This window comes from Rhodococcus sp. NPDC056516, from assembly GCF_042794655.1.
GTDB lineage: Bacteria > Actinomycetota > Actinomycetes > Mycobacteriales > Mycobacteriaceae > Rhodococcus_F.
On sequence record NZ_JBHTTG010000003.1, the window covers coordinates 661,429 to 687,275 of the forward strand.

General features: G+C 63.6%; 27 protein-coding genes. 18 read left to right on the forward strand and 9 right to left on the reverse strand.

The annotated features are described in order from the left end of the window. The first annotated feature begins 100 nt into the window (after window positions 1-100). Both ACFQ6Y_RS12435 and ACFQ6Y_RS12440 read left to right on the forward strand, forming a co-directional pair. On the forward strand, window positions 101-1,090 hold the full coding sequence (locus ACFQ6Y_RS12435) for an ABC transporter ATP-binding protein (RefSeq protein ID WP_378632570.1): 990 nt from the start codon (window positions 101-103) through the stop codon (window positions 1,088-1,090). After that, window positions 1,090-1,848: an ABC transporter permease gene (locus ACFQ6Y_RS12440; protein WP_378632573.1), complete on the forward strand. Its 759-nt coding sequence runs from the start codon at window positions 1,090-1,092 to the stop codon at window positions 1,846-1,848. The genes ACFQ6Y_RS12435 and ACFQ6Y_RS12440 overlap by 1 nt, the downstream gene beginning before the upstream one ends. 9 nt (window positions 1,849-1,857) lie before the next feature. On the opposite strand, the gene ACFQ6Y_RS12445 is transcribed toward ACFQ6Y_RS12440, so the two are convergent. Both ACFQ6Y_RS12445 and dapD read right to left on the reverse strand, forming a co-directional pair. Further along, on the reverse strand, window positions 1,858-3,240 hold the full coding sequence (locus ACFQ6Y_RS12445) for an amino acid permease (protein ID WP_378632575.1): 1,383 nt from the start codon (window positions 3,238-3,240) through the stop codon (window positions 1,858-1,860). Further along, window positions 3,240-4,193, reverse strand: a complete 954-nt coding sequence (dapD, locus tag ACFQ6Y_RS12450; protein WP_378549798.1) for a 2,3,4,5-tetrahydropyridine-2,6-dicarboxylate N-succinyltransferase — start codon at window positions 4,191-4,193, stop codon at window positions 3,240-3,242. Before dapD ends, ACFQ6Y_RS12445 begins: the two co-directional genes overlap by 1 nt. A 49-nt stretch (window positions 4,194-4,242) precedes the next feature. Between dapD and dapE the strand changes: the two genes are divergently transcribed. From dapE to ACFQ6Y_RS12500, 10 genes are all read left to right on the forward strand, one after another. Beyond that, window positions 4,243-5,313, forward strand: a complete 1,071-nt coding sequence (gene dapE / locus ACFQ6Y_RS12455; RefSeq protein WP_378539208.1) for a succinyl-diaminopimelate desuccinylase — start codon at window positions 4,243-4,245, stop codon at window positions 5,311-5,313. A gap of 16 nt (window positions 5,314-5,329) precedes the next feature. Further along, window positions 5,330-6,133: a TIGR00730 family Rossman fold protein gene (locus ACFQ6Y_RS12460; protein WP_003945176.1), complete on the forward strand. Its 804-nt coding sequence runs from the start codon at window positions 5,330-5,332 to the stop codon at window positions 6,131-6,133. After that, window positions 6,127-6,684 (forward strand): TIGR00730 family Rossman fold protein, encoded by a 558-nt coding sequence (locus ACFQ6Y_RS12465; protein ID WP_378632587.1) that lies wholly within the window; start codon window positions 6,127-6,129, stop codon window positions 6,682-6,684. The genes ACFQ6Y_RS12460 and ACFQ6Y_RS12465 overlap by 7 nt, the downstream gene beginning before the upstream one ends. A gap of 112 nt (window positions 6,685-6,796) precedes the next feature. After that, window positions 6,797-8,569 carry a long-chain-acyl-CoA synthetase gene (locus tag ACFQ6Y_RS12470; RefSeq protein ID WP_378549804.1) on the forward strand — a complete coding sequence of 591 codons (1,773 nt, stop codon included), beginning with the start codon at window positions 6,797-6,799 and terminating at the stop codon, window positions 8,567-8,569. A 30-nt stretch (window positions 8,570-8,599) separates the two neighbouring features. Then, the gene (folP, locus tag ACFQ6Y_RS12475) at window positions 8,600-9,499 is read left to right on the forward strand and encodes a dihydropteroate synthase (protein ID WP_230817391.1); all 900 of its coding nucleotides are present in this window, start codon (window positions 8,600-8,602) and stop codon (window positions 9,497-9,499) included. Further along, window positions 9,496-10,437 (forward strand): glucosyl-3-phosphoglycerate synthase, encoded by a 942-nt coding sequence (locus ACFQ6Y_RS12480; protein ID WP_378632604.1) that lies wholly within the window; start codon window positions 9,496-9,498, stop codon window positions 10,435-10,437. The genes folP and ACFQ6Y_RS12480 overlap by 4 nt, the downstream gene beginning before the upstream one ends. A 32-nt stretch (window positions 10,438-10,469) precedes the next feature. Beyond that, window positions 10,470-10,847, forward strand: coding sequence for a DivIVA domain-containing protein (locus ACFQ6Y_RS12485; protein ID WP_378632608.1), 378 nt, complete (start codon window positions 10,470-10,472; stop codon window positions 10,845-10,847). Beyond that, window positions 10,847-11,416, forward strand: coding sequence for a DNA-3-methyladenine glycosylase I (locus ACFQ6Y_RS12490; protein ID WP_378549815.1), 570 nt, complete (start codon window positions 10,847-10,849; stop codon window positions 11,414-11,416). Before ACFQ6Y_RS12485 ends, ACFQ6Y_RS12490 begins: the two co-directional genes overlap by 1 nt. Window positions 11,417-11,567: 151 nt before the next feature. After that, window positions 11,568-11,735, forward strand: coding sequence for a DUF3117 domain-containing protein (locus ACFQ6Y_RS12495; RefSeq protein ID WP_003945169.1), 168 nt, complete (start codon window positions 11,568-11,570; stop codon window positions 11,733-11,735). Window positions 11,736-11,852: 117 nt separating this feature from the next. Then, a complete protein-coding gene (locus ACFQ6Y_RS12500) occupies window positions 11,853-12,692 on the forward strand; it encodes a putative RNA methyltransferase (RefSeq protein WP_378632613.1) in 840 nt (279 codons plus the stop codon). 6 nt (window positions 12,693-12,698) lie between these two features. Here the strand turns inward: ACFQ6Y_RS12500 and glgA are convergent, their stop codons facing one another. Continuing rightward, window positions 12,699-13,871, reverse strand: a complete 1,173-nt coding sequence (glgA, locus tag ACFQ6Y_RS12505) for a glycogen synthase (protein WP_378632616.1) — start codon at window positions 13,869-13,871, stop codon at window positions 12,699-12,701. 132 nt (window positions 13,872-14,003) lie between these two features. Here glgA and glgC point away from each other — a divergent pair, with 132 nt between their 5' ends. Next, window positions 14,004-15,218 carry a glucose-1-phosphate adenylyltransferase gene (glgC, locus tag ACFQ6Y_RS12510; RefSeq protein WP_003945185.1) on the forward strand — a complete coding sequence of 405 codons (1,215 nt, stop codon included), beginning with the start codon at window positions 14,004-14,006 and terminating at the stop codon, window positions 15,216-15,218. Here glgC and ACFQ6Y_RS12515 read toward each other — a convergent pair. Then, the gene (locus ACFQ6Y_RS12515) at window positions 15,215-15,850 is read right to left on the reverse strand and encodes an O-methyltransferase (protein ID WP_007736091.1); all 636 of its coding nucleotides are present in this window, start codon (window positions 15,848-15,850) and stop codon (window positions 15,215-15,217) included. The two genes, glgC and ACFQ6Y_RS12515, sit on opposite strands and share 4 nt — an antisense overlap. A gap of 330 nt (window positions 15,851-16,180) precedes the next feature. Here ACFQ6Y_RS12515 and sigE point away from each other — a divergent pair, with 330 nt between their 5' ends. The 4 genes from sigE (at window position 16,181) to tatB (ending at window position 19,210) form a co-directional block, all read left to right on the forward strand. Next, on the forward strand, window positions 16,181-16,777 hold the full coding sequence (gene sigE, locus ACFQ6Y_RS12520; RefSeq protein WP_029255812.1) for an RNA polymerase sigma factor SigE: 597 nt from the start codon (window positions 16,181-16,183) through the stop codon (window positions 16,775-16,777). A gap of 52 nt (window positions 16,778-16,829) precedes the next feature. After that, window positions 16,830-17,189: a hypothetical protein gene (locus tag ACFQ6Y_RS12525; RefSeq protein ID WP_003945180.1), complete on the forward strand. Its 360-nt coding sequence runs from the start codon at window positions 16,830-16,832 to the stop codon at window positions 17,187-17,189. A 75-nt stretch (window positions 17,190-17,264) separates the two neighbouring features. Beyond that, window positions 17,265-18,743 carry a S1C family serine protease gene (locus ACFQ6Y_RS12530; RefSeq protein ID WP_378632619.1) on the forward strand — a complete coding sequence of 493 codons (1,479 nt, stop codon included), beginning with the start codon at window positions 17,265-17,267 and terminating at the stop codon, window positions 18,741-18,743. Between the two features lie 74 nt (window positions 18,744-18,817). Then, window positions 18,818-19,210 carry a Sec-independent protein translocase protein TatB gene (gene tatB, locus ACFQ6Y_RS12535; protein ID WP_003945177.1) on the forward strand — a complete coding sequence of 131 codons (393 nt, stop codon included), beginning with the start codon at window positions 18,818-18,820 and terminating at the stop codon, window positions 19,208-19,210. A gap of 64 nt (window positions 19,211-19,274) precedes the next feature. On the opposite strand, the gene ACFQ6Y_RS12540 is transcribed toward tatB, so the two are convergent. The 5 genes from ACFQ6Y_RS12540 to ACFQ6Y_RS12560 all read right to left on the reverse strand — a co-directional run bounded on the left by ACFQ6Y_RS12540 (window position 19,275) and on the right by ACFQ6Y_RS12560 (window position 24,806). Beyond that, window positions 19,275-20,411, reverse strand: coding sequence for an Mrp/NBP35 family ATP-binding protein (locus ACFQ6Y_RS12540; protein WP_378632622.1), 1,137 nt, complete (start codon window positions 20,409-20,411; stop codon window positions 19,275-19,277). Window positions 20,412-20,435: 24 nt separating this feature from the next. Continuing rightward, window positions 20,436-21,296, reverse strand: a complete 861-nt coding sequence (locus ACFQ6Y_RS12545; RefSeq protein ID WP_378632624.1) for a lytic transglycosylase domain-containing protein — start codon at window positions 21,294-21,296, stop codon at window positions 20,436-20,438. Window positions 21,297-21,441: 145 nt separating this feature from the next. After that, complete coding sequence (locus ACFQ6Y_RS12550) at window positions 21,442-22,905, reverse strand: lytic transglycosylase domain-containing protein (RefSeq protein ID WP_378632627.1); 1,464 nt, start codon at window positions 22,903-22,905, stop codon at window positions 21,442-21,444. Window positions 22,906-22,980: 75 nt separating this feature from the next. After that, window positions 22,981-23,523 (reverse strand): DUF1003 domain-containing protein, encoded by a 543-nt coding sequence (locus ACFQ6Y_RS12555; RefSeq protein ID WP_003945067.1) that lies wholly within the window; start codon window positions 23,521-23,523, stop codon window positions 22,981-22,983. Beyond that, entirely contained in the window at window positions 23,520-24,806 is a 1,287-nt protein-coding gene (locus ACFQ6Y_RS12560; RefSeq protein ID WP_378539200.1) for a magnesium transporter MgtE N-terminal domain-containing protein, read from the reverse strand. The genes ACFQ6Y_RS12555 and ACFQ6Y_RS12560 overlap by 4 nt, the downstream gene beginning before the upstream one ends. A gap of 73 nt (window positions 24,807-24,879) precedes the next feature. Here ACFQ6Y_RS12560 and ACFQ6Y_RS12565 point away from each other — a divergent pair, with 73 nt between their 5' ends. Beyond that, window positions 24,880-25,842 (forward strand): CoA ester lyase, encoded by a 963-nt coding sequence (locus ACFQ6Y_RS12565; protein ID WP_003945087.1) that lies wholly within the window; start codon window positions 24,880-24,882, stop codon window positions 25,840-25,842. Window positions 25,843-25,847: the final 5 nt, after the last annotated feature.

Genomic DNA, 25,847 nt, shown 5'->3' on the forward strand with positions numbered 1-25,847 from the left:
ATACATTCGATACTAGCTTCGACAGTGAACGGACGCAACGCATTTCTCTGTTGGCGTCTGAAAGTTCCGACAGTTCGGTTTTCATGGTTGACTGGTCCTCATGATCGAGCTGAGGGGATTGACCAAGGTTTACGGACCGACGAAAGCGGTGGACGATTTGTCGTTCACGGTCAAGCCGGGCATCGTGACGGGCTTTCTGGGCCCGAACGGTGCAGGTAAGTCGACGACGATGCGGATGATCCTGGGTTTGGATCAGCCGACGTCGGGTGCGGCGTTGATCGACGGCAAGCCGTACCGCGAGCTCAAGACACCGTTGCGGACGGTGGGCGCGTTGCTGGATGCGAAGTGGGTGCACCCCAATCGCAGTGCGCGGGCGCATCTGCAGTGGATGGCCGCCTCGAACGGGATCCCGAAGTCCCGCGTCGACGAGGTGCTCGGGTTGGTCGGATTGTCCGAGGTGGCGGGCAAGAAGGCCGGCGGGTTCTCGTTGGGTATGTCGCAGCGTCTGGGGTTGGCGGGTGCGTTGTTGGGGGATCCGAAGGTGTTGTTGTTCGACGAGCCGGTCAACGGTCTCGATCCGGAGGGCATCGTCTGGATTCGTAAGTTCATGCAGCGGTTGGCGGCCGAGGGCCGCACGGTGCTGGTGTCGAGTCACCTTCTGTCGGAGATGGCGCTCACGGCGGAGCAGTTGGTGGTGATCGGTCGGGGTCGGTTGATTTCGGATTCGACGGTCGCGGAGTTCGTGGATCGTTCGTCGGAGTCGACGGTGCGGGTGCGCAGCCCACAGCTCGATGCGTTGCGCAGTGTGTTGCTTTCGCAGGGGTTGACGGTGCGTGAAGACGGTTCCGGTGTTGCGCCGGCATTGGTGGTGGTGGATTCGACCACTGATGTGATCGGTGGTTTGGCTGGTTCGCAGGGAATCGTGTTGTACGAGTTGGCGTCTGTGCAGGGATCGCTCGAGGATGCGTTCATGAAGTTGACCGGAGACGATGTCCAATACCACGCGTCCGGTATCGATCCGGGTGCCGGTGCACACCAAGCAAATGCACACCAGGCAAACACACAGCAGGCTATGGGAGGTGCACTGTAATGGCTGTTCTCAGTGCTGAACGTATCAAGATCACCACGACCAAGTCGCCGCTGTGGTGCACGATCATCATCATCGTGCTCGGGTTGGGGCTCGCTACCGTTTTCGGACTCAGCGCCAAGTCGTCGCTCCGCAATTCGAACGGCGCAATGTTGCCGACAGTGTCGGGGGCGCTCAGCGGAGTGACCGGCTTCGGTGTGTTGGTTCTGATGATCATGGCGGCCCTCGCGATCACCAGCGAATACCGCTTCGGGACCATCCGAACCACGTTCCAGGCGGTTCCGAATCGGGCTTCGGTGCTGATTGCCAAGGCCGGCCTCATCGGCGGTTTCGGAGCGATATTGACGCTCGTATTGTCGTTCGGCGCCTTCGCTCTGACGAAGGCCACAGCAGGCGACGCCGGAACATTCCTTACTCTGTCCGGCGACGAGAACTGGCGGGTCGTCTACGGAACACCGATCTACGCGTTCTTCTGCGTGGTACTGGCAGTCGGAGTGGGGGCGTTGCTCCGGCAGTCTGCGGGTGCGATCGCGCTACTGCTGTTGTGGCCCCTGCTCATCGAGAACCTATTCAACCTGTTTGGCAGCATCGGCGAGAAGATCATGCCGTTCCTGCCGTTCATGAACGCCAATAACTTTCTCGGTTCCGGCGGTAGCGTCGACTTCCACTGGGGCCCTTGGGGCAGCCTGATCTACTTTGCCCTCTTCGTTCTCGTCGTCTTCGGCCTCAGCACCGTCGTCGTGAACAGACGAGATGCATAGGCACACAGATCAGGCGGGCTGATTCTGCTTACGCCAGCGGGCGTTCAGGAAACCCAATGCCGCGATCACGAGGAACAACACGGTGGTCGAGATCAACTGTGCACGGGCATCGGCGTCGAAGAGCATGAGGACGACGAATACGCCAAGCATCGCGAGAGTCGCGTAGCTCAGATACGGGAACAGCCACATCCGAACTGTCAGCTTCCCCGACGCTTCGAGTTGTTTACGCAGTCGCAGATGCGAGACGACGATGAAGATCCAGATGACCAGCAGTGCGGCGCCGACTGCGTTGAGCAGGATGCCGAGCAGGTCGTCGGGGAGCAGCCAGTTGAGCAGGACGCTAACGAAGCCGAAGAACACCGACAGCAGAACGGCATTGGTCGGAACTCCAGTGCTCGACAGTTTCGCCATGAAAGCGGGCCCGTCACCGCGACGCGACAGCGAGAACGCCATACGAGAGGTGCCGTAGATGTTGGCGTTGAACGCAGAAAGCAACGCCACCACTACGACGAGTTCCATGAACCCGGCAACACCCGGAATGTTCGCCTTGTTCAAGACGGCCACAAACGGGCCGCTCTCGAGTTCGGGGTCGTTCCAGGGCAGCACCAGAACCATGATCGAGATGGCGCCGATGTAGAAGACGCTGATGCGCCACACGACGCTTCGGACAGCGACGGCGATGGACCGTTCCGGATTCTCGGATTCTGCTGCAGCGATGGTGACGATCTCGATCCCGCCGAAGGCGAAGGCCACGACGAGAAGGCCTGCGGCAATGCCGGACAACCCGTTGGGCATGAAGCCGCCCTGCCCGAACAGATTGCTCGTACCGACCGGGTCGGTATCGGGCAGGAGGCCGAACACCAGCAGGACACCGATGATCAGGAAGCCGATGATGACGGTGACTTTGATTGCCGCGAACCAGAACTCGAACTCGCCGAAGTTGCTGACCTTGGCCAGGTTCACGACGGCGAAGAACACCACGAAGACGAGTGCGACAACCCATTGCGGGATCGACGGCACCCAGTCGTTCACGATCGCAGAAGCGCCGGTGATCTCGGCGCCCAGCACCATGATGAGCATGAACCAGTAGAGCCAGCCCATCACGAAGCCGGCCCACTCGCCGATGCCCAGACGTGCGTAGTGCGAGAAGGAACCGCTGGCCGGAATCGCCGCGCCCATCTCACCGAGCATGCGCATCACGAACACCACGACGGCGCCCGCAAGGATGTAGGAGATCAGGACGGCCGGGCCGGCCTTGGCGATACCGACGCCGGTTCCGAGGAACAGGCCGGCGCCGATGGCCGAGCCCAGGCCCATCATCGTCAGATGGCGGACCTTGAGACCGTGGCCGAGAGCAGTGGTTGTTCCGTCGGAGACGTCGGTGCTGGTCATCAGTCGTTGGCGTGCAAAGCAGCGTTCAGTTCGACGCCGGTGCCCTTCCACGGCACGACCTCGACGGCACCCGAGACCGAGTTACGACGGAAGAGAAGGTTGGACTTGCCGCTCAGTTCCTTGGCCTTGACGACGGTGCCGTCCGGGCCGGTGACCTTGGTGCCCGCGGTGACGTAGAGGCCCGCTTCGAGGACGCAGTCGTCGCCGAGTGAGATGCCGAGGCCGGCGTTGGCGCCGAGGAGGCAGCGCTTGCCGAGGGAGATGGTTTCCTTGCCGCCGCCGGAGAGGGTGCCCATGATCGAGGCGCCGCCACCCACGTCGGATCCGTCGTCGACGACGACGCCCGCGGAGATGCGGCCTTCGACCATCGAGTTGCCGAGGGTGCCGGCGTTGAAGTTGACGAAGCCCTCGTGCATGACGGTCGTTCCGCTGGCGAGGTGTGCGCCGAGTCGGACACGGTCCGCGTCACCGATGCGAACTCCGGACGGCACGACGTAGTCGACCATGCGGGGGAACTTGTCGACGCTGAACACGGTGACGACTCCGCGGATGCGCAGACGCGAGCGAACCTGCTCGAAGCCCTCGACGGCGCACGGACCGAAGTTGGTCCACACGACGTTGGTGAGCAGGCCGAACTGGCCGTCGAGATTGACGCCGTGGGGCGCGACGAGACGGTGCGAGAGGAGGTGGAGGCGCAGGTAGACGTCATGGGCGTCGACCGGTGCCTTGGAGAGATCGGCGATGGTGGTGCGCACGACGACCTGCGAGACCTCGCGAGCGTCGTCAGTGCCTGCCAGCAGGGCAAGATCGGAAGGAATGTCTGTTCCCTCGACGTTCTCGGTACCGGTCTTGTCGAATGTTCCCAGCTCCGGTGCCGGGAACCAGGTGTCGAGGACGGTTCCGTCCGCGGTCACGTTGGCGATACCTACTGCTGTTGCTCCCTGTGCGCTCACGGGACTAGAGATTACTGGGTGGTGGGTGCACCGGCCTAGGCTGGTGCGTGTGAGCATCCTCGATCTTGCTTCGGACCCCATCGACTTGACGGCCGCCCTGGTCGACATCCCCAGCGTCTCGCACGACGAATCCGTCATTGCGCAGGCCGTCGAGGATGCGCTGCGTGAGCAGACTTCGGGCTTCGAGATCATCCGCAACGGCAACGCCGTGTTGGCGCGTACGTCGCGCGGTTTGCCCAGTCGCGTCATGCTCGCCGGACATCTGGATACGGTGCCGATCGCCGACAACGTTCCTTCGCGACGCGAAGGCGACATTCTGCACGGATGCGGGACTGTCGACATGAAGTCGGGGGACGCGGTGTTTCTTCATCTGGCTGCGACCATCGAGAACTTGGCTCACGATCTGACCTTGGTCTTCTACGACTGCGAAGAGATCGCCGCGACGTACAACGGCCTGGGAAGAATCGAACGCGAGATCCCGGAATGGCTCACGGCCGACGTCGCGATTCTCGGTGAGCCGACGGCCGGTTTCATCGAGGCCGGGTGCCAGGGCACGATGCGGGTTCGGTTGACGGCGTCGGGAACTCGCGCACATTCGGCCAGGTCCTGGCTGGGGGACAACGCCATTCACAAGTTCGGGGGTGCATTGGAGCGGTTGTCGAGTTACCAGCCGCGCTCGGTCGACATCGACGGTTGCGGCTACCGCGAGGGTTTGTCGGCGGTGCGGATTTCCGGCGGTGTCGCCGGAAACGTCGTCCCGGACGAAGCCGAGATGGACGTCAACTTCCGATTCGCGCCCGATCGCAGCGAGGTACAAGCCGAGGCACACGTGCGCGAAGTGTTCGACGGTCTGGGCCTCGGATTCGAGGTCACCGACTCCTCGCCCGGCGCGCTGCCTGGCTTGGCGAACCCGTCCGCTGCCGCGCTGATCGAGGCGGCCGGTGGTCAGTTCCGTGCGAAGTACGGGTGGACCGACGTGTCCAGGTTCTCGGCGCTCGGCATTCCTGCCGTGAACTACGGACCGGGTGATCCGAATCTCGCGCACAAGCGCGACGAGCACGTTCCGGTGCAGCAGATCACCGACGTCGCGGCCGTGCTGAGGAAGTATCTGTCGGCCTGACCGTTAGCCTTGCCGCATGGCACCAGAGAAGAATTCGGCTTCGAAGAAGCAGAGCTCGTCGATCAAGCACCGCGGGCCGGTTCAGCTTCGACGCAAGCGCAAGGACGAGAAGACCACGACGGATCAGCGCCTGCTCGACAAGCGCGGACCCACGGATTGGGTACACACCGATCCGTGGCGTGTGTTGCGTATCCAGAGCGAATTCATCGAAGGTTTCGGCGCGCTCGCCGAGGTCCCGCGTGCGGTGACGGTGTTCGGTTCGGCCCGCACCACGGTCGATCATCCCGAGTACCAATCCGGCCGTGAACTGGGAACCGCTTTGGCCGAAGCCGGGTACGCCGTCATCACCGGTGGTGGGCCGGGAGTCATGGAAGCTGCCAACCGTGGTTGCAGCGAAGCAGGCGGATATTCGATCGGTCTCGGCATCGAGTTGCCGTTCGAGCAGGGACTCAACGAGTGGGTGGATCTCGGAATCAACTTCCGGTATTTCTTCGCACGCAAGACGATGTTCGTGAAGTACTCCCAGGCATTCATCTGCCTGCCCGGCGGCTTCGGAACACTCGACGAGCTGTTCGAAGCACTCACCCTGGTGCAGACCCACAAAGTCACGCGCTTCCCGATCGTCCTCTTCGGCACCGAGTACTGGTCCGGACTCGTCGACTGGATTCGCGGCACCCTCGAGCGTGACGGCAAGATTTCCGAAGGTGACGTGAATCTGCTGCACGTCACCGACAGCGTCGAAGAAGCAGTACGAATCGTCCTCAACGCAGACAAGGGCGTCGACGAGGCCGCAGATCTGGGGAAAGAAGAAGAATGGTGACCGATTCCGACAAGAAGTACTCGATCTGCGTGTACTGCGCGTCGGGGCCGGTGGACGAGTCGTTCCTGGAGTTGGCGGCAGAGGTGGGAACCGCGATCGGTCGACGCGGATGGCAGTTGGTCTCGGGCGGTGGCAACGTCTCGATGATGGGCGCGGTCGCCGAGTCCGCTCGCGCGGCGGGCGCTTGGACCGTCGGCGTCATTCCGAAGGCCCTGGTGCACAAGGAAGTTGCCGACGTCGATGCCGACGAGCTGATCGTCACGGACACCATGCGCGAACGCAAGAAGCTGATGGAAGATCACGCCGACGCGTTCATCACGCTGCCGGGCGGAATCGGGACGCTGGAAGAGCTGTTCGAAACGTGGACCGCCGGCTACCTCGGAATGCACGAGAAACCAGTGGTGATGCTCGATCCCGTTGGGCACTTCACCGGCCTGCTCGAGTGGTTGAACAAGCTCGACGGGACCGGCTTCGTCGGGCGTCAGGCGCTGGACACCCTGCTGGTGAGGACGGACGTCGAGGCAGCGCTCGACGCGTGCGTCAAATCCTGATCAGACGCGTGCGTGAAACCCTGACCTGGGGCATGGCGGGCTTTATTACCGTGAAGTAAGGTGGCCGCAGACTGGGCGGCCGAATGGGCGCCGGATACGTGTTAGGGGAGCCATGAGTTCGGAAGCCCGTTCGACCGTCGGCCTGCTGGATCTGGCGGCAAAACTGCCGTCGATGATCACCGAGGTGCCGATCCTGGCGCGGGGGGCCGCCGGCCTCACCCGCAAGCCTTCGGCCAAGGAATCGATCGGGTTGATCTTCCAGAAGGCTGCACACGCTCACCCGTCGCGCCCGTTCATCCGGTTCGAAGGCCACGCGACCAGTTATGCCGAGGCCAACGAACTGGTGAACCGCTACGCGGACGTTCTCCGCGGCCGAGGAGTCGACCGCGGAGACGTCGTCGGAGTGCTGGCAAAGAACACTCCCGAAGCCCTGTTGATCGCACTCGCTGCCGTCAAACTCGGTGCGGCAGCGGGCATGCTGAACTACAACCAGCGCGACGACGTTCTGGCACACAGCCTTACGCTGCTCGACGCTCGCGTCCTGGTGGTCGCCGACGAGTGCGAAGAAGCCCTCGAATCGTTGCCTGCCGGATTTGCCGGGCCCGATCAACTTCTTGTCAGTGAACTCTCGGATCTGGCGAAGACGGCTGATCCGGCCAACCCGGCGGTCACCGCCGAGGTGCTGGCGAAGGAGAAAGCGTTCTACATCTTCACCTCGGGCACCACCGGAATGCCCAAGGCCAGCTTGATGACTCACTTCCGCTGGTTGAAGTCGATGTCCGGACTCGGGTTGATGGGCGTGCGCTTGCGCGGCTCCGACACTCTGTACTGCTGCCTGCCGCTCTATCACAACAACGCGTTGACGGTCTCGTTGTCCTCGGTGCTCGCGTCCGGTGCAACCATCGCAATCGGACGTCAGTTCTCAGCCTCCCGGTTCTGGGACGACATCGCAGTCAACAAGGCGACCGCCTTCACCTACATCGGTGAGCTGTGCCGCTATCTGCTCAACCAGCCGGCCAAGCCGACCGACAGTGACAACGCCGTTCGGCTCATGGTCGGCAACGGTCTGCGCCCTGAGATCTGGGCCGAATTCACCCAGCGCTTCGGCATTCCCCGCGTCGCCGAGTTCTACGGTGCCAGTGAATGCAACATCGCGTTCGTCAACGCACTCAACGTCGACAAGACAGCAGGCATCTGTCCGTTGCCGCACGCCGTCGTGGAGTTCGACGAGAACACCGGAAAAGCGTTGCGTGGAGCCGACGGTCGCCTTCGCAAGGTGTCCACGGGTCAGGTCGGGCTCCTACTGTCCAAGGTCACCGACCGGGCGCCTTTCGACGGTTACACCGACGAAGCGGCGAGCAACAGCAAACTGGTACGGGGCGGATTCAAGGACGACGACACCTGGTTCGACACCGGAGACCTGGTGCGCAAGCAGGGATGGGGCCACGTCGCCTTCGTCGATCGCCTCGGTGACACCTTCCGCTGGAAGGGTGAGAACGTCGCCACCACGGAGGTCGAGGGCGCGCTGAGTTCGCACCCGGCCGTCGAGGAAGCAGTTGTCTACGGCGTCGAGATTCCGGGCACCGACGGGCGCGCGGGCATGGCGGCGGTGAAGTTACGGGACAGTCAGAGTTTCGAGGGCAGCGAAGTCGCGGCTCATCTCTACGGCAAGCTCCCCAACTACGCGGTCCCGTTGTTCATCCGCATCGTCGACTCACTCGAACACACCAGCACTTTCAAGTCGCGCAAGGTGGAACTGCGTAACGAGGGTTACGACGTCGGCGCCGACACTCTGCACGTTCTCGAAGGCCGCGAGGGTGGTTACGTGGACTCGTACGACGAATACGTCGGAAAGGTCGCGGCAGGCTCGGTACCCAAGGGCTAGACCGAGTTCCGTCATGCCAGTATGAGTGGCATGTCTTCACTCTCCGGTTCTACCGCGCAGCCAGGTCCGGCGCCCACCCTGTGTGGGCGTCCGGTCGCGGTCGACCGTGCATTGGTGATGGCGATCGTCAACCGCACTCCCGATTCCTTCTACGACCAGGGCGCGACGTTCTCGGACTCGGCGGCGATGGCTGCCGTCGATCGTGCCGTCGACGAGGGCGCCGATTTGGTGGACATCGGGGGAGTGAAAGCCGGGCCGGGTGACCTCGTCGACGCCGACGAGGAAGTCAGGCGGGTGGTTCCGTTCGTCGCCGCGATCAGGGCCAAGTACCCCGAGTTGATCATCAGCGTCGACACCTGGCGCAGTGGCGTCGCACGGCTGGCACGCGACGAAGGCGCAGACCTGATCAACGACACGTGGGCCGGTGCGGATCCCGAACTCGTTGTCGTCGCTGCCGAGACGGGCGCCGGCATCGTCTGCTCGCACACGGGCGGCGCGGTTCCGCGTACCCGCCCGCACCGTGTTCGCTACGACGACGTCGTCGCAGATGTGGTCTCCGAGGTGGTGTCGGCGGCAGAACGCGCCCTTGCTCTCGGTGTTCCGCGTGACGCGATTCTGATCGATCCCACCCACGACTTCGGCAAGAACACCTTCCACGGGCTCGAGTTGTTGCGAAAAGTGGACGTTCTTGTAAACACCGGGTGGCCAGTGCTGATGGCGCTGAGCAATAAGGACTTCATCGGGGAGACTCTTGGTGTGGAGCTTTCCGAGAGGTTGGAGGGAACATTGGCAGCGACAGCAATGGCCGCGGCGGGCGGCGCCCGGGTGTTCCGTGTTCACGAGGTGGCGTCCACCCGTCGAGTAGTCGACATGGTGGCCGCGATCCAGGGACGCCGCGCCCCGGTACGTACGGTTCGAGGTCTGGCATGAGTATCACCGGTGCGGGCCCGACCCGCGTATGGGCAGAAGCCAACAGTTGGGACCATCCGAGTTGGACGGTGGCCGAACTCGAACGGGCGAAGGGTGGCCGAACCGTCTCGGTGGTGTTGCCCGCGCTCAACGAAGAAGACACCGTTGCTGCGGTGGTCGACACCATTCACCCGTTGCTCGGCGGCTTGGTCGACGAATTGATCGTGCTCGATTCGGGTTCGAGCGACCGTACCGCCGAGCGTGCTCGCGCGGCCGGAGCGACAGTGATCAGTCGTGAGAGCGCCGTCCCGTCCATCCCGCCGACCGCGGGCAAAGGTGAGGTGCTCTGGCGTTCGGTCGCCGCGACGACCGGCGATCTGATCGCATTTGTCGACTCCGACCTCATCAATCCCGATCCGGCGTTCGTGCCCAAACTGCTGGGTCCGCTACTCACCGTTGACGGCATCCATCTGGTGAAGGGTTACTACCGCCGTCCGCTGCGCGTGAGCGGCACGGAGGACGCCAACGGCGGCGGACGAGTCACGGAATTGGTTGCGCGGCCCATGTTGGCTGCGCTGCGGCCCGAACTCACGTCGGTACTGCAACCATTGGGCGGTGAATACGCGGGCACCCGTGAGCTGCTGTCGGCTGTTCCGTTTGCGCCCGGCTACGGCGTCGAGATCGGCCTTCTGCTCGACACGTACGACACGTTGGGGCTAGCGGCGATCGGTCAGGTCAATCTCGGTGTGCGCAAGCATCGCAACCGGCCGCTCGCCGACCTCGGCGTGATGAGCCGGCAGATCATCGGAACGATGCTCCGGCGGTGCGGGATCGAGGATTCGGGTGCCGGGTTGACCCAATTCCTGGTCGACGGCGATTCTTTCGTGCCCGAGACCACTGAGGTTTCGCTACTCGATCGACCCCCGATGGATTCGATAGTGCGCACCGCGGGGGTCTGACCGCTCACACTCGGGTATGGGAGTATCGGTTCATGATGACGATCCTCCTGTACCTGATTGTCATGGCACTGGTCGGCGCGATGATCTTCCTCGCCGCCAGCGCTGTGTTCGGGCGCTCGGAAGAGCTGCCGCCGCTGCCTCCTGGCACGACGGCGACCGTACTCCCGGCAGAGGACGTCACCGGGGCGGATGTCGACGCTCTTCGTTTTCAGCAGGTGTTGCGTGGATACAAGGCGAGTGAAGTGGATTGGGCCCTGCATCGCCTCGGGTTGGAAATCGATTCTCTGCGTGCGCAACTGGGCCGTGACGAGAAGTCCGAGGTTCTGGTGAAGGCGGATGCTCCGGCCAAGGCCGAAGCAACGCAGGAGACGCCTGAGACCGAATCCGAAGCGAAGGATTCCCAGGGCTGATGGCAGACGGACTGGTTCGATGCGGCTGGGTGGTCGAGACGCCCGGCGACACGCTCTACCGCGACTATCACGACGAGGAGTGGGGGCGTCCGCTGCACGGGCGCGCCGAACTGTTCGAGCGGCTCGCTCTCGAGGCATTCCAATCAGGGCTTTCGTGGATCACGATTTTGCGCAAACGCGAGTCCTTCCGAGAAGCCTTCGACGGGTTCGATCCGGACAAGGTCGCAGCGTACGGAGTTGCGGATGTCGAGAGATTGCTCTCCGATGCCGCGATCGTCCGCAATCGCGCGAAGATCGAAGCGACGATTTCCAACGCCCGAGTGCTCGTGAATTCACCCGATCTGGACCTCGATTCGTTACTCTGGTCGTTCTCGCCGCCTCGACGCACCAGACGACTGACATCAATTGCAGAGGTTCCGGCGGTCACTCCCGAGTCGACTGCCATGGCTAAGGAACTCAAGCGACGTGGGTTCAAGTTTGTGGGTCCTACCACGGCTTATGCGCTCATGCAGGCCACCGGAATGGTCGATGATCACGTGGCCGATTGTTGGGTTCCGACGCAGGTGTGACGGTCGACTGAACACCCCTAAATGTGACTCAGATTCCCGGTTCCCGCATCCATAGGGAACAATGGAGGGTACGAGCCTCGCTGATTGTTGGCGGGGCGCACCGTTAGTCGAGGCGCAGAGCAATGCAGCGCAGATCTGGAGGGAGCAGAGGATGGCGGCCATGAAGCCCCGGACCGGGGACGGTCCCCTCGAAGCAACCAAAGAGGGACGAGGAATCGTCATGCGGGTTCCACTCGAGGGTGGCGGACGCCTCGTCGTCGAGCTGACCCCGGATGAAGCTGCAGCGCTCGGTGTGGAACTCACGAACGTCACCAGCTAGTCGGGTCCAGGTTGTAGCAGTACGAACAACAGCACGTGATTGCACGCAGGCTCCGTATCCGTTTCGGTACGGGGCCTGAAGTGTGTGCGCACCACAGGTAGCAGAAAGGACGGATCAATGCTTGCCGCCGTGATCGATCTTCTGTCCTGCCCACAGTGCGCTGCCGAGTTGGAGTTGGTGGACGGCGCCGCCGAGTGCGACCGCGGACATCGATTCGACGTGGCTCGCCAGGGTTATGTGAGCCTGATCAGCGGCGGAGCCACGAAGTTCACCGGCGACAGTGCCGAGATGATCGCGGCGCGTGCACGACTGCTCGGCGCGGGCCATTTCGACCCACTGATGGATGCCGTCTCCCGGGCCTGCTCGACTACGGCCGGGTCGGATCCTGCGCGGATCGTCGAAATCGGTGCAGGCACAGGTCAATACCTCGCGCACGTGGTGGATTCTCTACCTGATTCTCGCGCAATAGCCTTGGACGTGTCCAAGTTCGCGGCACGGCGAGCTGCGAAGGTCCACGAAAGAATCGGCTCGATCGTCGCAGACGTCTGGCAACCACTACCGATTCGCGACGGAGCGTTGTCTCACGTGCTCTGTGTGTTCGCTCCGCGCAACGGTCCGCAGTCCCATCGCGTTCTCGCAGATGACGGCGTTCTGGTGGTGTTGACGCCCACCGACAGGCATCTGCGAGAGCTGATCGACATCCTTGCGATGGTCAGGGTCGACGATCGCAAAGTAGAACGCCTCGAATCCTCGATGGCCGGCTACTTCGACCGCGTGAGCAGCGACGAGGTCGAGTTCACGATGTCACTGTCCCACCAGGACATCCTCGACCTGGTGGGTATGGGACCGTCGGCGAGACACCTGACGCCCGCCGATCTTGCTGCCGCCGTGGCGAAGCTGCCGCAGCCGAGCACCGTGACCGCGTCGGCGACGATCTCGACCTACCGCAAAATCTGACCTGGATCAGCGTCTCGTGACGGCATCGGCGTAGACCTCGAGTGTCTGCTTGGCGATTTCGGCCCAGGAGAACTCGTCGATCGCACGGATTCTGCCCGCACGACCCATCGCTTCGGCGCCCTCTCGGTCGGCGACAACGGCATTGACGGTGGCCGCGAGTGACTCCTCGAATGCGTTCGGTTCGTAGGCGTTGTAATGCACGAGTCGCCCGGTGACGCCGTCGGCGACCACCTCGGGGATGCCGCCGACATCGGAAGCGACTACGGCGGTCTCGCACGCCATGGCCTCGAGATTGACGATCCCGAGGGGCTCGTACACCGAGGGGCAGACGAATACCGTTGCTGCCGAGAGTATTTCCCTGATCTGTTCGGTCGGGAGCATTTCGCGCACCCAGAAGACGTTGCCTCGATGCCTGGCGAGTTCGGCCACCGCCTTCTCCGTCTCGGCGGCGATCTCCGGTGTATCGGGAGCGCCGGCGCACAGCACGAGTTGAATCTCCGGGTCGAAGTGGTGTGCCGCCGCGACGAGGTGACCAACTCCCTTCTGTCTGGTGATGCGTCCGACAAAGGCCACGATGGGTTTGGCTGGATCGACACCGATCGACGCGAGCGCGGACGGCGCTCCCGGCGCAGATCCGCCGGGATGCCATACCGCAGTGTCGATTCCGTTGCGTACAACGTGCACGCGACTCGGATCGACAGCGGGATACGCGTCGAGGACGTCGAGTCGCATTCCGGAACTGACGGCGATGATCGCGTCTGCGTGCTCGACGGCGTTGCGTTCGGACCACGACGAGATCCGATAGCCACCACCTAGCTGCTCGGCCTTCCACGGGCGTCTGGGCTCGAGTGAGTGGGCAGTGAGGATGTGCGGTACGTCGTAGAGCGCCGAGGCGAGATGCCCGGCCAGTCCGGTGTACCAGGTGTGGGAGTGGACGATGTCGACGCCCGCCGCTGCGTCCGCCATCCGCAGTTCGGTCGAGAGCGTAGTCAAGGCGGGGTTGGATCCGGCGAGTGCGGGGTCGGGAGAGTGGACGATCGCGCCTTCGCGCGGGGCGCCCATGCAGTGCACGTCGACCTCGCACAACCGCTTCATCTGAGCGACAAGCTCGGTTACGTGTACTCCTGCGCCGCCGTAGATCTCCGGCGGGTATTCCTTGGTCATCATCGCGACTCGCACGCGCTAAACCTAACCGCCCGTGGTCGATCCGGCTACCGATCGCGCTTTCCCCACCCGTTCGGAGAGGGACACGATCGGACCTCTCGGACTGCTTCGCTAGCGGGAGTTCACCGGTGCGGATAGGTTAGCGGTGTGAGAAGCCAGCCGCATGTGCTTGGAATCGTGCTCGCCGGGGGCGAGGGCAAACGCTTGTATCCGCTGACCGCGGACAGAGCGAAGCCCGCAGTGCCCTTCGGAGGTGCATATCGACTTATCGACTTCGTGTTGAGCAACCTTGTCAACGCGGGATATCTGCGTATTTGTGTGTTGACGCAATACAAGTCACATTCACTGGACCGCCACATTTCGCAGACGTGGCGGTTGTCCGGTTTCGCGGGTGAGTACATCACTCCGGTCCCGGCCCAGCAGCGGCTCGGGCCGCGCTGGTATACCGGCAGCGCCGACGCAATCCTGCAGTCGCTCAATCTCGTTTACGACGAGGACCCCGAGTACATCGTGGTTTTCGGTGCCGACCACGTGTACCGGATGGATCCGGAACAGATGGTGCAGCATCACATCGAATCCGGGGCAGGGGTGACGGTCGCGGGAATTCGTGTACCGCGAAGCGAGGCTTTTGCTTTCGGCTGCATCGACAGTGACGAGTCCGGACGCATCACCCAGTTCCTCGAGAAGCCCGCCCATCCTCCCGGGACACCGGACGACCCCAACTCGACGTTCGCGTCCATGGGTAACTATGTGTTCACCACCAAGGTGCTCGTGGACGCCATCCGCGCTGATTCCGAGAACTCCGATTCCGACCACGACATGGGCGGCGACATCATTCCCGCCTTGGTCGCGGCAGGTGAGGCGTCGGTCTACGACTTCAAGGACAACGTCGTTCCCGGCGCCACCGATCGAGATCGCGGTTACTGGCGCGACGTCGGTACCCTCGACGCCTTCTACGACGCTCACATGGACCTCGTGTCCGTGCATCCGATCTTCAATCTCTACAACCGTCGCTGGCCCATCCGCGGCGCCACCGAGAACCTCGCGCCCGCCAAGTTCGTGAAGGGCGGACTCGCCCAGGAATCGGTGGTCGGTGCGGGGTCGATCCTCTCTGCCGCGACCGTGCGCAATTCGGTACTCAGCTCCAACGTGATGATCGAGGACGGCGCGACCGTCGAGGGCAGCGTGCTGATGCCGGGTGTGCGCATCGGCAAGGGTGCCGTCGTACGGCGCGCGATCCTCGACAAGAACGTCGTGGTCGGTGACGGCGAAATCATCGGCGTCGACCTCGAACGTGACCGCGAACGGTTCGCCGTCAGTCAGGGTGGCGTCGTCGCCATCGGGAAAGGCGTCTGGATCTAGAGCTTGCTCGCGCAGAGGAGGCCGTCGCCGAGGGGGAGGAGCACTCGAATGAGTCGCTCGTCCTCGGTCACGGCCTTCGCTGCTTCTCGGACCGCAACAGTCGTCGCATCGCGAGCGGAGCTGTCGGCAACACGTCCGTCGGCGAGGGCGTTGTGCAGAACGATGACTCCGCCGGAGCGCAGCAGGCGGACACCTTCGCGGACGTAGTGCGGGTGGTCGATCGCGGCGCAGTCGACGAACACCAGGTCGTAGCCGCCGTCGGCGAGCCGGGGAAGGACGTCGAGTGCGCGTCCGTTGATCAGGCGAGTGCGTGCCGGAGCGATTCCACTTTCGCGGAAGGTCAGTTTGGCCGCCCGCTGGTGTTCGGGTTCGCTGTCGATCGTGGTCAGGACGCCGTCGTCGCGCATGCCGTGCAGAAGCCACAGGCTGCTCACGCCGGCTCCGGTGCCCACCTCGACGGCTGTCTTCGCGTCGAGCATTCTCGCGAACATGGCGAGAGTCGCGCCGACGGCGGGCGTCACCGGATGGGCTCCGAGATCCAGCGCTCGATCTCGCGCCGCGGTCAAAATCTCGTCCTCGGAAACTACGTCCTCGACGTGGCGGAGTATCTGTTCGGCGTGGGTCACGCTCATGAGGTTATCGGGCGGTTCGGATTGTCGCTGCAAGGCGCGCAGTCACCAGGATTCTCAGGAATCCCTCAGGCTCCTCATATGGCGTGCACACCGCGATGAGAAAAGGTGTATACATCGCCGGATCGAAGATCGCACGGCGGTATCGATTTCTACCAAGTTGATCTTTCGCAGCTCGGTCATCGGGAACAAATCACAGCATCGGCTGGTTCTCCCGAATATCGCGCATCACGTGATTCGGACAACGCGGTGATCGAACTACGCGATCCCGAGCAGGAGGATCAACTTATTTACCAGGTCAACGACGAGCCTCGCCCTCGAGAGTCGGAAGTTTTGACGACGGAATCGGCTGTGGATTCCGAATTGATCGGCACAGCTGTGTTCGATGCAACTGGTGAGAAGTCCTCCATGCCGTCTTGGGACGAACTCGTGCGTCAGCACGGTGACCGGGTGTACCGCCTGGCCTACCGGTTGTCAGGCGATGCCCAGGACGCCGAGGACTTGACGCAGGACACCTTCATCCGGGTGTTCCGCTCGCTCTCCGATTATCAGCCCGGAACGTTTGAGGGCTGGTTGCACCGCATCACCACAAACCTGTTCCTCGACATGGTTCGCCGACGCAACCGCATCCGTATGGAAGCGCTGCCCGAGGACTACGACCGCGTTCCCTCACCTGGTCCCGACCCCGAGCAGATCTACCATGACGCGCGCCTCGACGCAGGTCTGCAGGCCGCACTGGACTCGCTCGCACCTGAATTTCGTGCAGCTGTTGTGCTCTGTGACATCGAAGGTCTGTCGTACGAGGAAATCGGTGCCACACTGGGAGTGAAGCTCGGAACGGTTCGTAGCCGTATCCATCGTGGGCGACAGGCGATTCGCGATCATCTGGCAGCGCAGCGCGCGGCCGAATCCGAACTCGTCGGTTTCTGACGGTCGGGTTCGAGCTACAGAGCGGGACGTGGTCAATCACCTGGAGGGACGAATGACGGAGGCGCGGGCACATCGCCAGTTCGGTTCGACCGAACATCTGGCCAGCGAGGCAATCGCTGCCTACGTCGACGGAGAGCTCCGGATGCAGGCCTACCTGAGGGCCTCCCATCACATCTCGATCTGCGCCGAGTGCGCAGCAGCCGTCGATGCTCAGCAGCAGGCGCGTGGTGCGCTGCGTCGAAGCGGCGAGATGACGATGCCGTTGTCCCTGGTGGGACTTCTCAGCCAGATTCCCTCGTGCAACAGTCCGACTACCGGACCCAATTCGGAAAACGCCGACAGTTCCGTCGGTAATCAGCCCGCCGGCTTCTCCACCATCAGCAAGAGGTTGTCCCGTCGCTGGCGCAAATGACGCCGCGCGCCTGCTTCCCGGCGCGGATCAGTGATACTGGACGATGTGACTGACGGAAAAAGGGGGCACTCCGGAGTGAGTTCGGATTCTTCGGCAAACGGTTCGGTGGACAGACCGGCAGATGCGCCGGTTCTCGACCCCCGTCCGGTCTATCGACCCCAGATCGATCCGGCCTCGCGCCAGGTGTTCGGTCGGCCGAGTGGAGTCGAAGGCTCGTTCACTCCGGTGGCTGCGCGATCGACCCCGTCCTCCGACGTCGTGATCGGCGCTCCGGACCCGGTTCTGGCCGAGGCATTCGGACGACCAGCGGACGCCACCGAGTCGATCGGCCGCGATCCCGAGGCGTCGGCGAACAACGCGCCCGAAGAAGAGCCGCCGAGCGATCCGTGGCGTGATCCGGAATCCGCGGTCTCCCTGGGCAATCCCGCAGAGTCCGAGGCGCCGGTGCAGTTGCAGCCCGCCCGGAAGCTCGATGTGCGTGAGGTGTTGTTCGGTCGCAAGGTCGCTCCCTCGGCGCTGGCCGCACTTGCCGGGATGGCGCTCGTCATCGCTCTCGTCGGTGGCTTACTCACCACGGTCATCACTGCCGATCGCAGTTCACTCACCAGCTCACGTGTCACCCTCGTCCAATCCGGCGGCGGCGAACAACCGGAGTCTCAGGTGGCGAAGGTCGCCGACGCGGTGCTGCCTTCCGTGGTGTCGATTCAGGTCGCCGTCGGTGACCAGGGGAGTACGGGATCCGGCGTGGTCATCTCTGACAAGGGATACATCGTCACCAACAACCACGTGATCTCCTCTGCCGTTCCGCCCGCTCAGGACGCGAAGATCCAGGTGATCTTCTCCGACGGAACCAAGACCGACGCTCAGATCGTCGGCCGTGACGTCAAGACAGACCTCGCGGTGCTCAAGGTGTCGGCCAACAATCTGACGGTCGCTCAGCTCGGAAAATCCGAGGATGTTCAGGTGGGCGACGACGTCGTCGCCGTCGGCTCACCGCTCGGATTGAGCAAGACCGTCACCCGCGGAATCGTCAGTGCGCTGAACCGGCCTCTGCGGTTGTCGGGTGAAGGCACCGACACCAACGCCGTCATCGACGCCGTCCAGACCGACGCTGCGATCAATCACGGCAACTCCGGTGGTGCGCTCGTCGACGATGAAGCCCGCGTCATCGGTATCAACACGGCAATGCTCAGTGAGTCCGGTGGTTCGGTCGGGCTCGGCTTCGCGATTCCGATCGACACGGTCACCGAGGTGGCGCAGACCATCATCCGCGACGGCAAGGTTCATCACCCCGACATCGGCGCGAATGCCCGCACCGCAGTCAACGACGCGACCAGCGGCGCTGCCGTGGCCAACGTCCGCGACGGCAGCCCCGCTCAACGTGCGGGGATCGTCGAGGGTGACGTCATCGTCAAGGTCGGTGACCGACCGGTGACAAGTGCCGACGAATTGGTGGTTGCGGTCAACGCGACGACCGTCGATCAGCCTGTCAATGTTCAGTTGATCCGCGACGGACGGCAGGTCGACATTTCGGTCACGCCGGTGTCGGACTGATCGGACCCTGCGATCTTCCTGTGAGGTTGATCCGGACATGCGCGTACCGAGCGAGCACACAGTAGGCTGACCCTGTGTTTGGCAACATCGGTTGGGGCGAGTTCATGATCCTCCTCGTAGCGGCTCTGGTCATCTTGGGACCTGAGCGGCTTCCTGGTGCGGTCTCCTGGGTCACGAAATCCCTGAGGCAGGTGCGCGAATATGCCTCGGGCGCTTCCAATCAGCTCAAGGAAGAACTGGGCACCGACTTCGAGGATCTGCGTAAACCACTCGCAGATCTGAACAAGCTGCGCGGAATGACGCCGCGCGCTGTGATCACCCAGCACCTCCTCGACGGTGACGACTCCATCTTCACTGGCAACTTCGACAAGAAGCCGCAGAGCGGAGTGCAGGAGCCGAAGACGCTGTCGAAGGACAAGCCACTCACTGCCGGCGAACGTCCTCCCGTGGACTTCGACGCCACCTAGATTCGACATACGAAAGGGCGCCTGCCACCGATCGGTGACAGGCGCCCTTTCGTATGACGGGATTCTACAGGTTGCGAACCGTGTTGATGCCGAGCGACATTCCGGCCAGACCGCGCTGACGGACGGCCAACTTGTCGGCGATGTCCTTGAGTGCGATGGCGGCGGGTGAGTCGGGGGCGCTGAGGACGATCGGTGTACCGGCGTCGCCTGCCTCACGGACGGACGGATCCAGCGGAATCTGTCCGAGAAGCGGAACCTTGGCGCCGACGGCTTTCGTGAGGCGATCGGAGACGGTCTGCCCGCCGCCTTCGCCGAAGACGTCCATACGGGTGCCGTCGGGAAGTTCGAGCCACGACATGTTCTCGACGACGCCGGCCACACGCTGACGGGTCTGCAGGGCGATGGCGCCCGCGCGCTCGGCGACCTCGGCGGCAGCCTGCTGCGGTGTGGTGACGACCAGGATCTCGGCGCTCGGGATGAGCTGAGCCACCGAGATGGCGATGTCACCGGTGCCGGGCGGCAGATCGAGCAGCAGCACGTCCAGATCGCCCCAGAACACGTCGGCGAGGAACTGCTGGAGCGCGCGGTGAAGCATCGGTCCGCGCCAGACGACAGGTGTATTGCCCTGGGTGAACTGCGCGATGGAGATCATCTTCACGTCGTGGGCGACGGGCGGCATGATCATGCGCTCGACCTGAGTCGGCTTGGCGTCGGTGCCGAGCATGCGGGGGATCGAGTGACCGTAGATATCTGCGTCGAGTACACCCACGGACAGTCCGCGCGCGGCCATCGCCGCCGCGAGATTGACTGTCACACTGGACTTTCCGACGCCGCCCTTGCCGGAAGCCACGGCGTAGACGCGGGTGAGTGAACCCGGCTGGGCGAAGGGGATGACCGGCTCGGCGGAATCGCCGCGAAGCGACTTGCGGAGCTCGGTTCGCTGGGCGTCATCCATGACGTCGAGTTCGACGCGGATCGCGCCGACTCCGGCGACGTCGGCGACGGCTTTGGTGACGCGTTCGGTGATCTCGGTGCGCATCGGGCAACCGGCGGTCGTGAGATAGATGCCGATGTCGACGCTGTTGTCACTGGAGAGAGCGATCCCCTTGACCATCCCCAGTTCGGTGATGGGTTTGCGGATCTCTGGGTCCAGAACTCGCGCGAGCGCTGAGCGTACGTCGGACTCGGTCAGTACAGACATGACTCCATGGTAAGTCCAGGTAGGTCAGTGGATGCGCGGCAGGTCCGATGCGGCGGGGACGATGCCGGTGGAGTACCCGAGCGACCAGGCCAGAACGTTGGCGACGTAGGCCGCGGAGTTGTTGTATCGGTGGATCGCGGACGCGACCTGGGTGACGTCCTGCATGTTCAGTCCGCCGTCGCACAGGTACTTGCCGGTGGTCAATGCGGAGTCGAAGAGGTTCTGCGGGTCGGCGATTCCGTCACCGTTGCCGTCGCCGGCGTACTGGTTCCAGGTGGACGGGATGAACTGCATCGGGCCGACTGCACGGTCGTAAACGGTGTCGCCGTCGAGGGCGCCGCCGTCGGTGTCCATGATGACGGCCTGGCCGGGCAGGCTGCCGTTGAGCGGCAGACCGATCACGGGCTTGTAGAGGTTGCCGTTCGCGTCGGCATCTTTGCCGTCGTTGGCGTGACCGGATTCGACGCGGCCGATACCGGCGAGGAGCGTCCAGTGCATGTTGCAGTTGGGCTTCTCGACGGCGAGGATCCGCTCGGCGTTCTGGTAGGCGGCGACGCTCACGCTCGGGATTCCGAGTGCGCCCTCGGCCATGGATGCCGGGAGCGGGGGAGTCGCTTGCACGGGAGCCAACGGCGCGGGCTCGGGCGCTGCGGCGGGAGCGGGCTCGGCGATTGCTTCGACAGCGGGCAGGATCTGCGCCTGCGGTTCCTGCGTGGCCTGCGCAGCGTCGACCGTCTCGGCGGAGCTGGCGTTGAAGAACGGGACCTTGGGAGCGGCGCCGGCCGTGTTGGCTGCGGTGACGAGTCCGATAGGGATGAGTCCGGTGAGCGCGATGACCGAATTTCGACGGATGTGCGAATCTGTCTTCTTGCTGTGCCGACCCACTGTGTATGCCTCCTGAACCTCCGCGAGGAGGTTTTCCGTTCAACTGACGGAGTCGAGGCTACCTGATTTGTTGCGTTTCCGTTATTCAACCGTGATCTAGAAGGGCAGTTTGGGGCATATGCACTGTTCTTTCGTGATTTTTAGGTTACAGAGCGGGCATGCCGGGCAGACCCGGGAAGAACGGCACGAATGCCGGAGCCGGGGCCGGAGCGGGCTCCGGTGCGGGTGCGGGTGCCGGTGCGGGCTCCGGCGAGGGGGCGGCGGGCGGCGAAGATTCCGCGGGTGCGGCGTCGGTGGTGGCGGGTGCCGTGGCAGCCACAGCCATGCCTGGGACCGTGCACGGCAGAAGGATGCCGTCCTGCAAGGCGTCGAGGGCTGCGGGGTCCGGAAGGATCACGCACATGTCGTCGGGCCAGCGCCATCCCTCGGCCGTCAGAATCGGCCAGACGAGACCCCGTGAGGTCAGGACGGGGAGCGGGATGATCGGGCCGGGGGCTGCGTTCCGGGCGGCGTTGGGTCCCGGAGTCGGGCCGGCCGGCATTACTCCCGGCGGGATCAGTGCCTGGATCTCGGGTGAGAGCGCGGGCATGTCCGGCATACCGGGGAAGAGGGGAGTGGTGGTCGGGCTTGCCGTCGTCGACGCTGATTCCTTGTCGCCGGCTGCCGGATCGGTAGCCGCAGCAGCGGCGAGTACGGCCGAAGCGGCGGAGTCTGCCGAGGCGGCGGCGTTGATCGCCGAGCTACCGGTGTTGATGCCCGAGGTGTACGGCAGCTGACCGGAAGGAATGACACCGTTCTTGTATGCCGTCGACCACATGATCACGTTTGCTGCGTACGCGGCTGAGTTGTTGTATCGCAGAACAGCTTTGGTCTCCTGAGCGACATCGCGCAGATTGAGTCCGCCGCTGCAGAGGTACTTCGCTGCCGAGAGTGCCGCATCGAAGACGTTGTTGGGGTCCTTGATTCCGTCCCCGTTACCGTCGCTGGCATATCCGGCCCAGGTGGCCGGAATGAATTGCATCGGCCCGACGGCGCGGTCGTGAGTGGGGTCGCCGTCGATCGCGCCCTTGTCCGTGTCTCGAATGACTTCGTTGCCTGCCAGCCGTCCGTCGAGGACAGGGCCGAGGATCGGGGTGACCGTTGTACCCACCGACGTCGTCTTGCCGCCGTTGGCGTGACCGGATTCGATGCGGCCGATGCCGGCCAGGAGATGCCAGGGGATTCCGCATCCCGGTGCCTCGGTCATCATCACCAGCTCCGCGGAGCGGTATGCGTTCAGGACGATCTCGGGGATGCCCAGGGAGGTGAGGACGACAGCCGCGGCGTTAGGGGCGGCCGGGGCGCCGGCGACCGTATCGCTGGGCGGGGCAGATCTTTGCGTTCGGACCGTGCGGGGCGTCGGGAGGAAGTCGACAGAGTCCGGCTGCGCAATCGAGGCGGCGCCCGCCAGTGCGATGGGAACCTGTGACCCTCCGGTCGGTGCGCTTCCGGCAGTGAGGGCCGCTGGACCTGTGACGACGAGCAGTCCCCCCACCAGTGTGGATGCTGCAATCATTCCGCGTACTCGCACGATTCCCCTTTGCTGGCGCTCCCGCTCCGGAGTACCCACCGTGATATCCGTATTGCTGTGACTTACGTTACATATCGGTCACGGTGCGTGCAGCAAAACTCAGCGAACGCTCAGCTAGTTGTGACTTTGTTTCGCAGTATTCGAGTCACGGTGCTTCTTCTTCGGGGTCGGTTCGCCGTCGGCAGCAAGGATCGACTTGATCTCCTCGAGCTCCCGTCGCAGGTAGTCGCGGGTGGCAACCTCGCCGACGGCGATGCGCAGAGCTGCGAGTTCACGGGCGAGGAATTCGGTATCCGCCTTGGTTTGCTCGGCGCGTGAGCGATCCTCCTCGAGAGAGACCCGGTCGCGATTCTCCTGACGGTTCTGTGCCAGGAGGATCAGCGGCGCCGCGTAGGCGGCCTGGGTGGAGAAGGCCAGGTTGAGCAGGATGAACGGGTACGGGTCCCACTGCAGAGCCACCGCGAACACGTTGATCAGGATCCAGACGATCACGATGATCGTCTGGATTGCGAGATAACGCCCGGTGCCGAGGAAGCGGGCGATGCGTTCACTGACGCGTCCGACAGCTTCGACGTCGAAATCGAGATTGAACCGGCGGCTTCCGCGAGGCGTTTCCAGTCGTTGCCGTGCGGTCGTGCTCGACGCCCGTTCGCTCATCGGAGTAGTTCCTCGTCGTCGGAGTAATCCTCACGCCAGTCTTCCGGCAGGAGGTGATCAAGCACGTCGTCGACCGTCACGGCTCCGATCAGGTGATTCTCGTCGTCCACGACCGGCCCACACACCAAGTTGTAGGTCGCGAAGTATCGAGTGACCGACGCCAGCGAGTCGTCCGGGGCCAACCTGGGCATGTCGGTGTCGAGTATTCCGCCCACCAGGCTGGCGGGAGGCTCGCGCAGAAGTTTCTGCAAGTGGACGCAGCCGAGGTAGCGCCCGGTCGGAGTCGCGGTAGGCGGACGCACGACGAAGACCATGCTCGACAGGGCCGGAGTGACGTCGTAGTTGCGGGCGCGGGCAAGAGCCTCGGCGACGGTCGTCGAGGCCGTCAGTACCACCGGTTCGGGTGTCATCAGACCGCCGGCGGTGTCCGGGGAGTGCTCGAGCAGGCGTCGAACGGGTTCGGAATCCTGCGGGTCCATCAACTGCAGCAGTGATTCGGCTTCGGTCTCGGGCAGCTCGCCCAGCAGGTCGGCGGCGTCGTCAGGATCCATTGCTTCGAGTAGATCGGCGGCACGTTCGACTTCCAGGTGCATCAGCAGGTCGGTCTGATCGTCCGCCGGCAGTTCCTGGACGACGTCGGCGAGGCGTTCGTCGTCGAGTGCCACGGCCAGTTCGTGGCGGCGCTTCTCCGGCAGTTCGCGCATGGCGTTGGCCACGTCGGCGGGTCGCATCCCTTCGTACTGCAGAAGAAGGTGAGCGACGCCCTGGCCGGGGAGCGAGAGGTCGCTCTGAGTGAGGCCGGCGACGTGCTGCCAGTCGACGACGTGAATCGCCGCGCGTCGACCGAGGCGTCCTCGATGGCCGCGAACTGCGACCTTCGAGACGACCCAGTCGCGGGTTCGCGTCGATTCGATCCCGAGGTCGACGACTATCGTGTCGGCGCCGTGAAGCTCTTCGAGTTCCGGGTCGTCCACGCGCACATGCGAATCGAGTACCTGTGCCAGAGCGAGAACCTCGCCCGGACGCTGGTTGAAGCGCCGCAGACTGACGTTGCCCGTGGTCAGGGTGACCGCACTCGGCTCGATAGCGGTCACTCGCAACATCGGGACGAAAATGCGTTTGCGCGTGAACATTTCGATCACCAGACCGAGAACTCGCGGTTGCTGGCGTCCGATGCGGACCGTGATGACGACGTCGCGCACACGACCTATCGATTCGCCGTCCGGGCCGAGGACAACCAGGCCGGCAAGCCTGGCTGCAAATACCTTGCCTGCTGCTGCCATGATTGCAAGGCTAATTCGTCCAGCGTCAAAATCTGCAACGGCGCCACCGAAAATCGAGAAGGGCAGTCCGCAAATGACTTCACGCAACCGTTCCCGTCGATCGGTATTGGCAGTTCCCGGCAGCAGTCGGAAGATGATCGACAAGGCGAAGGGATTGCCCGCCGACGAGATCTTCCTCGACCTCGAAGACGCAGTGGCGCCGCTGGCGAAGCAGGCTGCTCGCGAGTCGATCGGCGACGCGTTGGCCGAGGACGGGTGGGGCAAACAGGTCAAGGTCGTCCGGGTCAACGACTGGACCACCGAATGGACGTATGCCGACGTCGTGGAGGTGGTGGGCCGCGCCGGAGCCCATCTCGACGCCATTCTGCTGCCCAAGGTTCCCGACGCGAGTCACGTGCAGGCGCTCGATTTGCTGTTGACGCAGGTCGAGAAAGCCAATGGTCTCGAGGTCGGCAGAATCGGAATCGAACCGCAGATCGAGAACGCGATCGGATTGACCAACATCGACGCGATCGCCACCGCGAGCCCCCGTGTCGAAGCGCTCGTGTTCGGTCCGGCCGATTTCATGGCGAGCCTGAACATGCGAACTCTGGTGGTCGGCGAGCAACCGGACGGTTACGACCGCGGTGATGCATATCACCACATTCTGATGACCATCTTGATGGCCGCACGGGCACACGGAGTCCAGGCGATCGACGGGCCGTACCTTCAGATCCGCGACGTCGAGGCCTTCACTCGTTCGGCGGCGCGAACGGCAGCGCTCGGCTTCGACGGCAAATGGGTACTGCACCCTACGCAGATCGAGGCGGCCAACGAGGTGTTCAGTCCGCGCCAATCCGATTACGACCGTGCGGAACTCATCCTGGACGCGTACGCATTCCATACCTCGGCCGCCGGGGGAGGGCGGGGCGCCGTCATGCTCGGCGACGAGATGATCGACGAGGCGAGTCGCAAGATGGCACTGGTGATTTCGGCCAAGGGGCGCGCCGCGGGGATGACGCGCACGTCGGAATTCACGCCACCCGAACACGCCTGACGCTC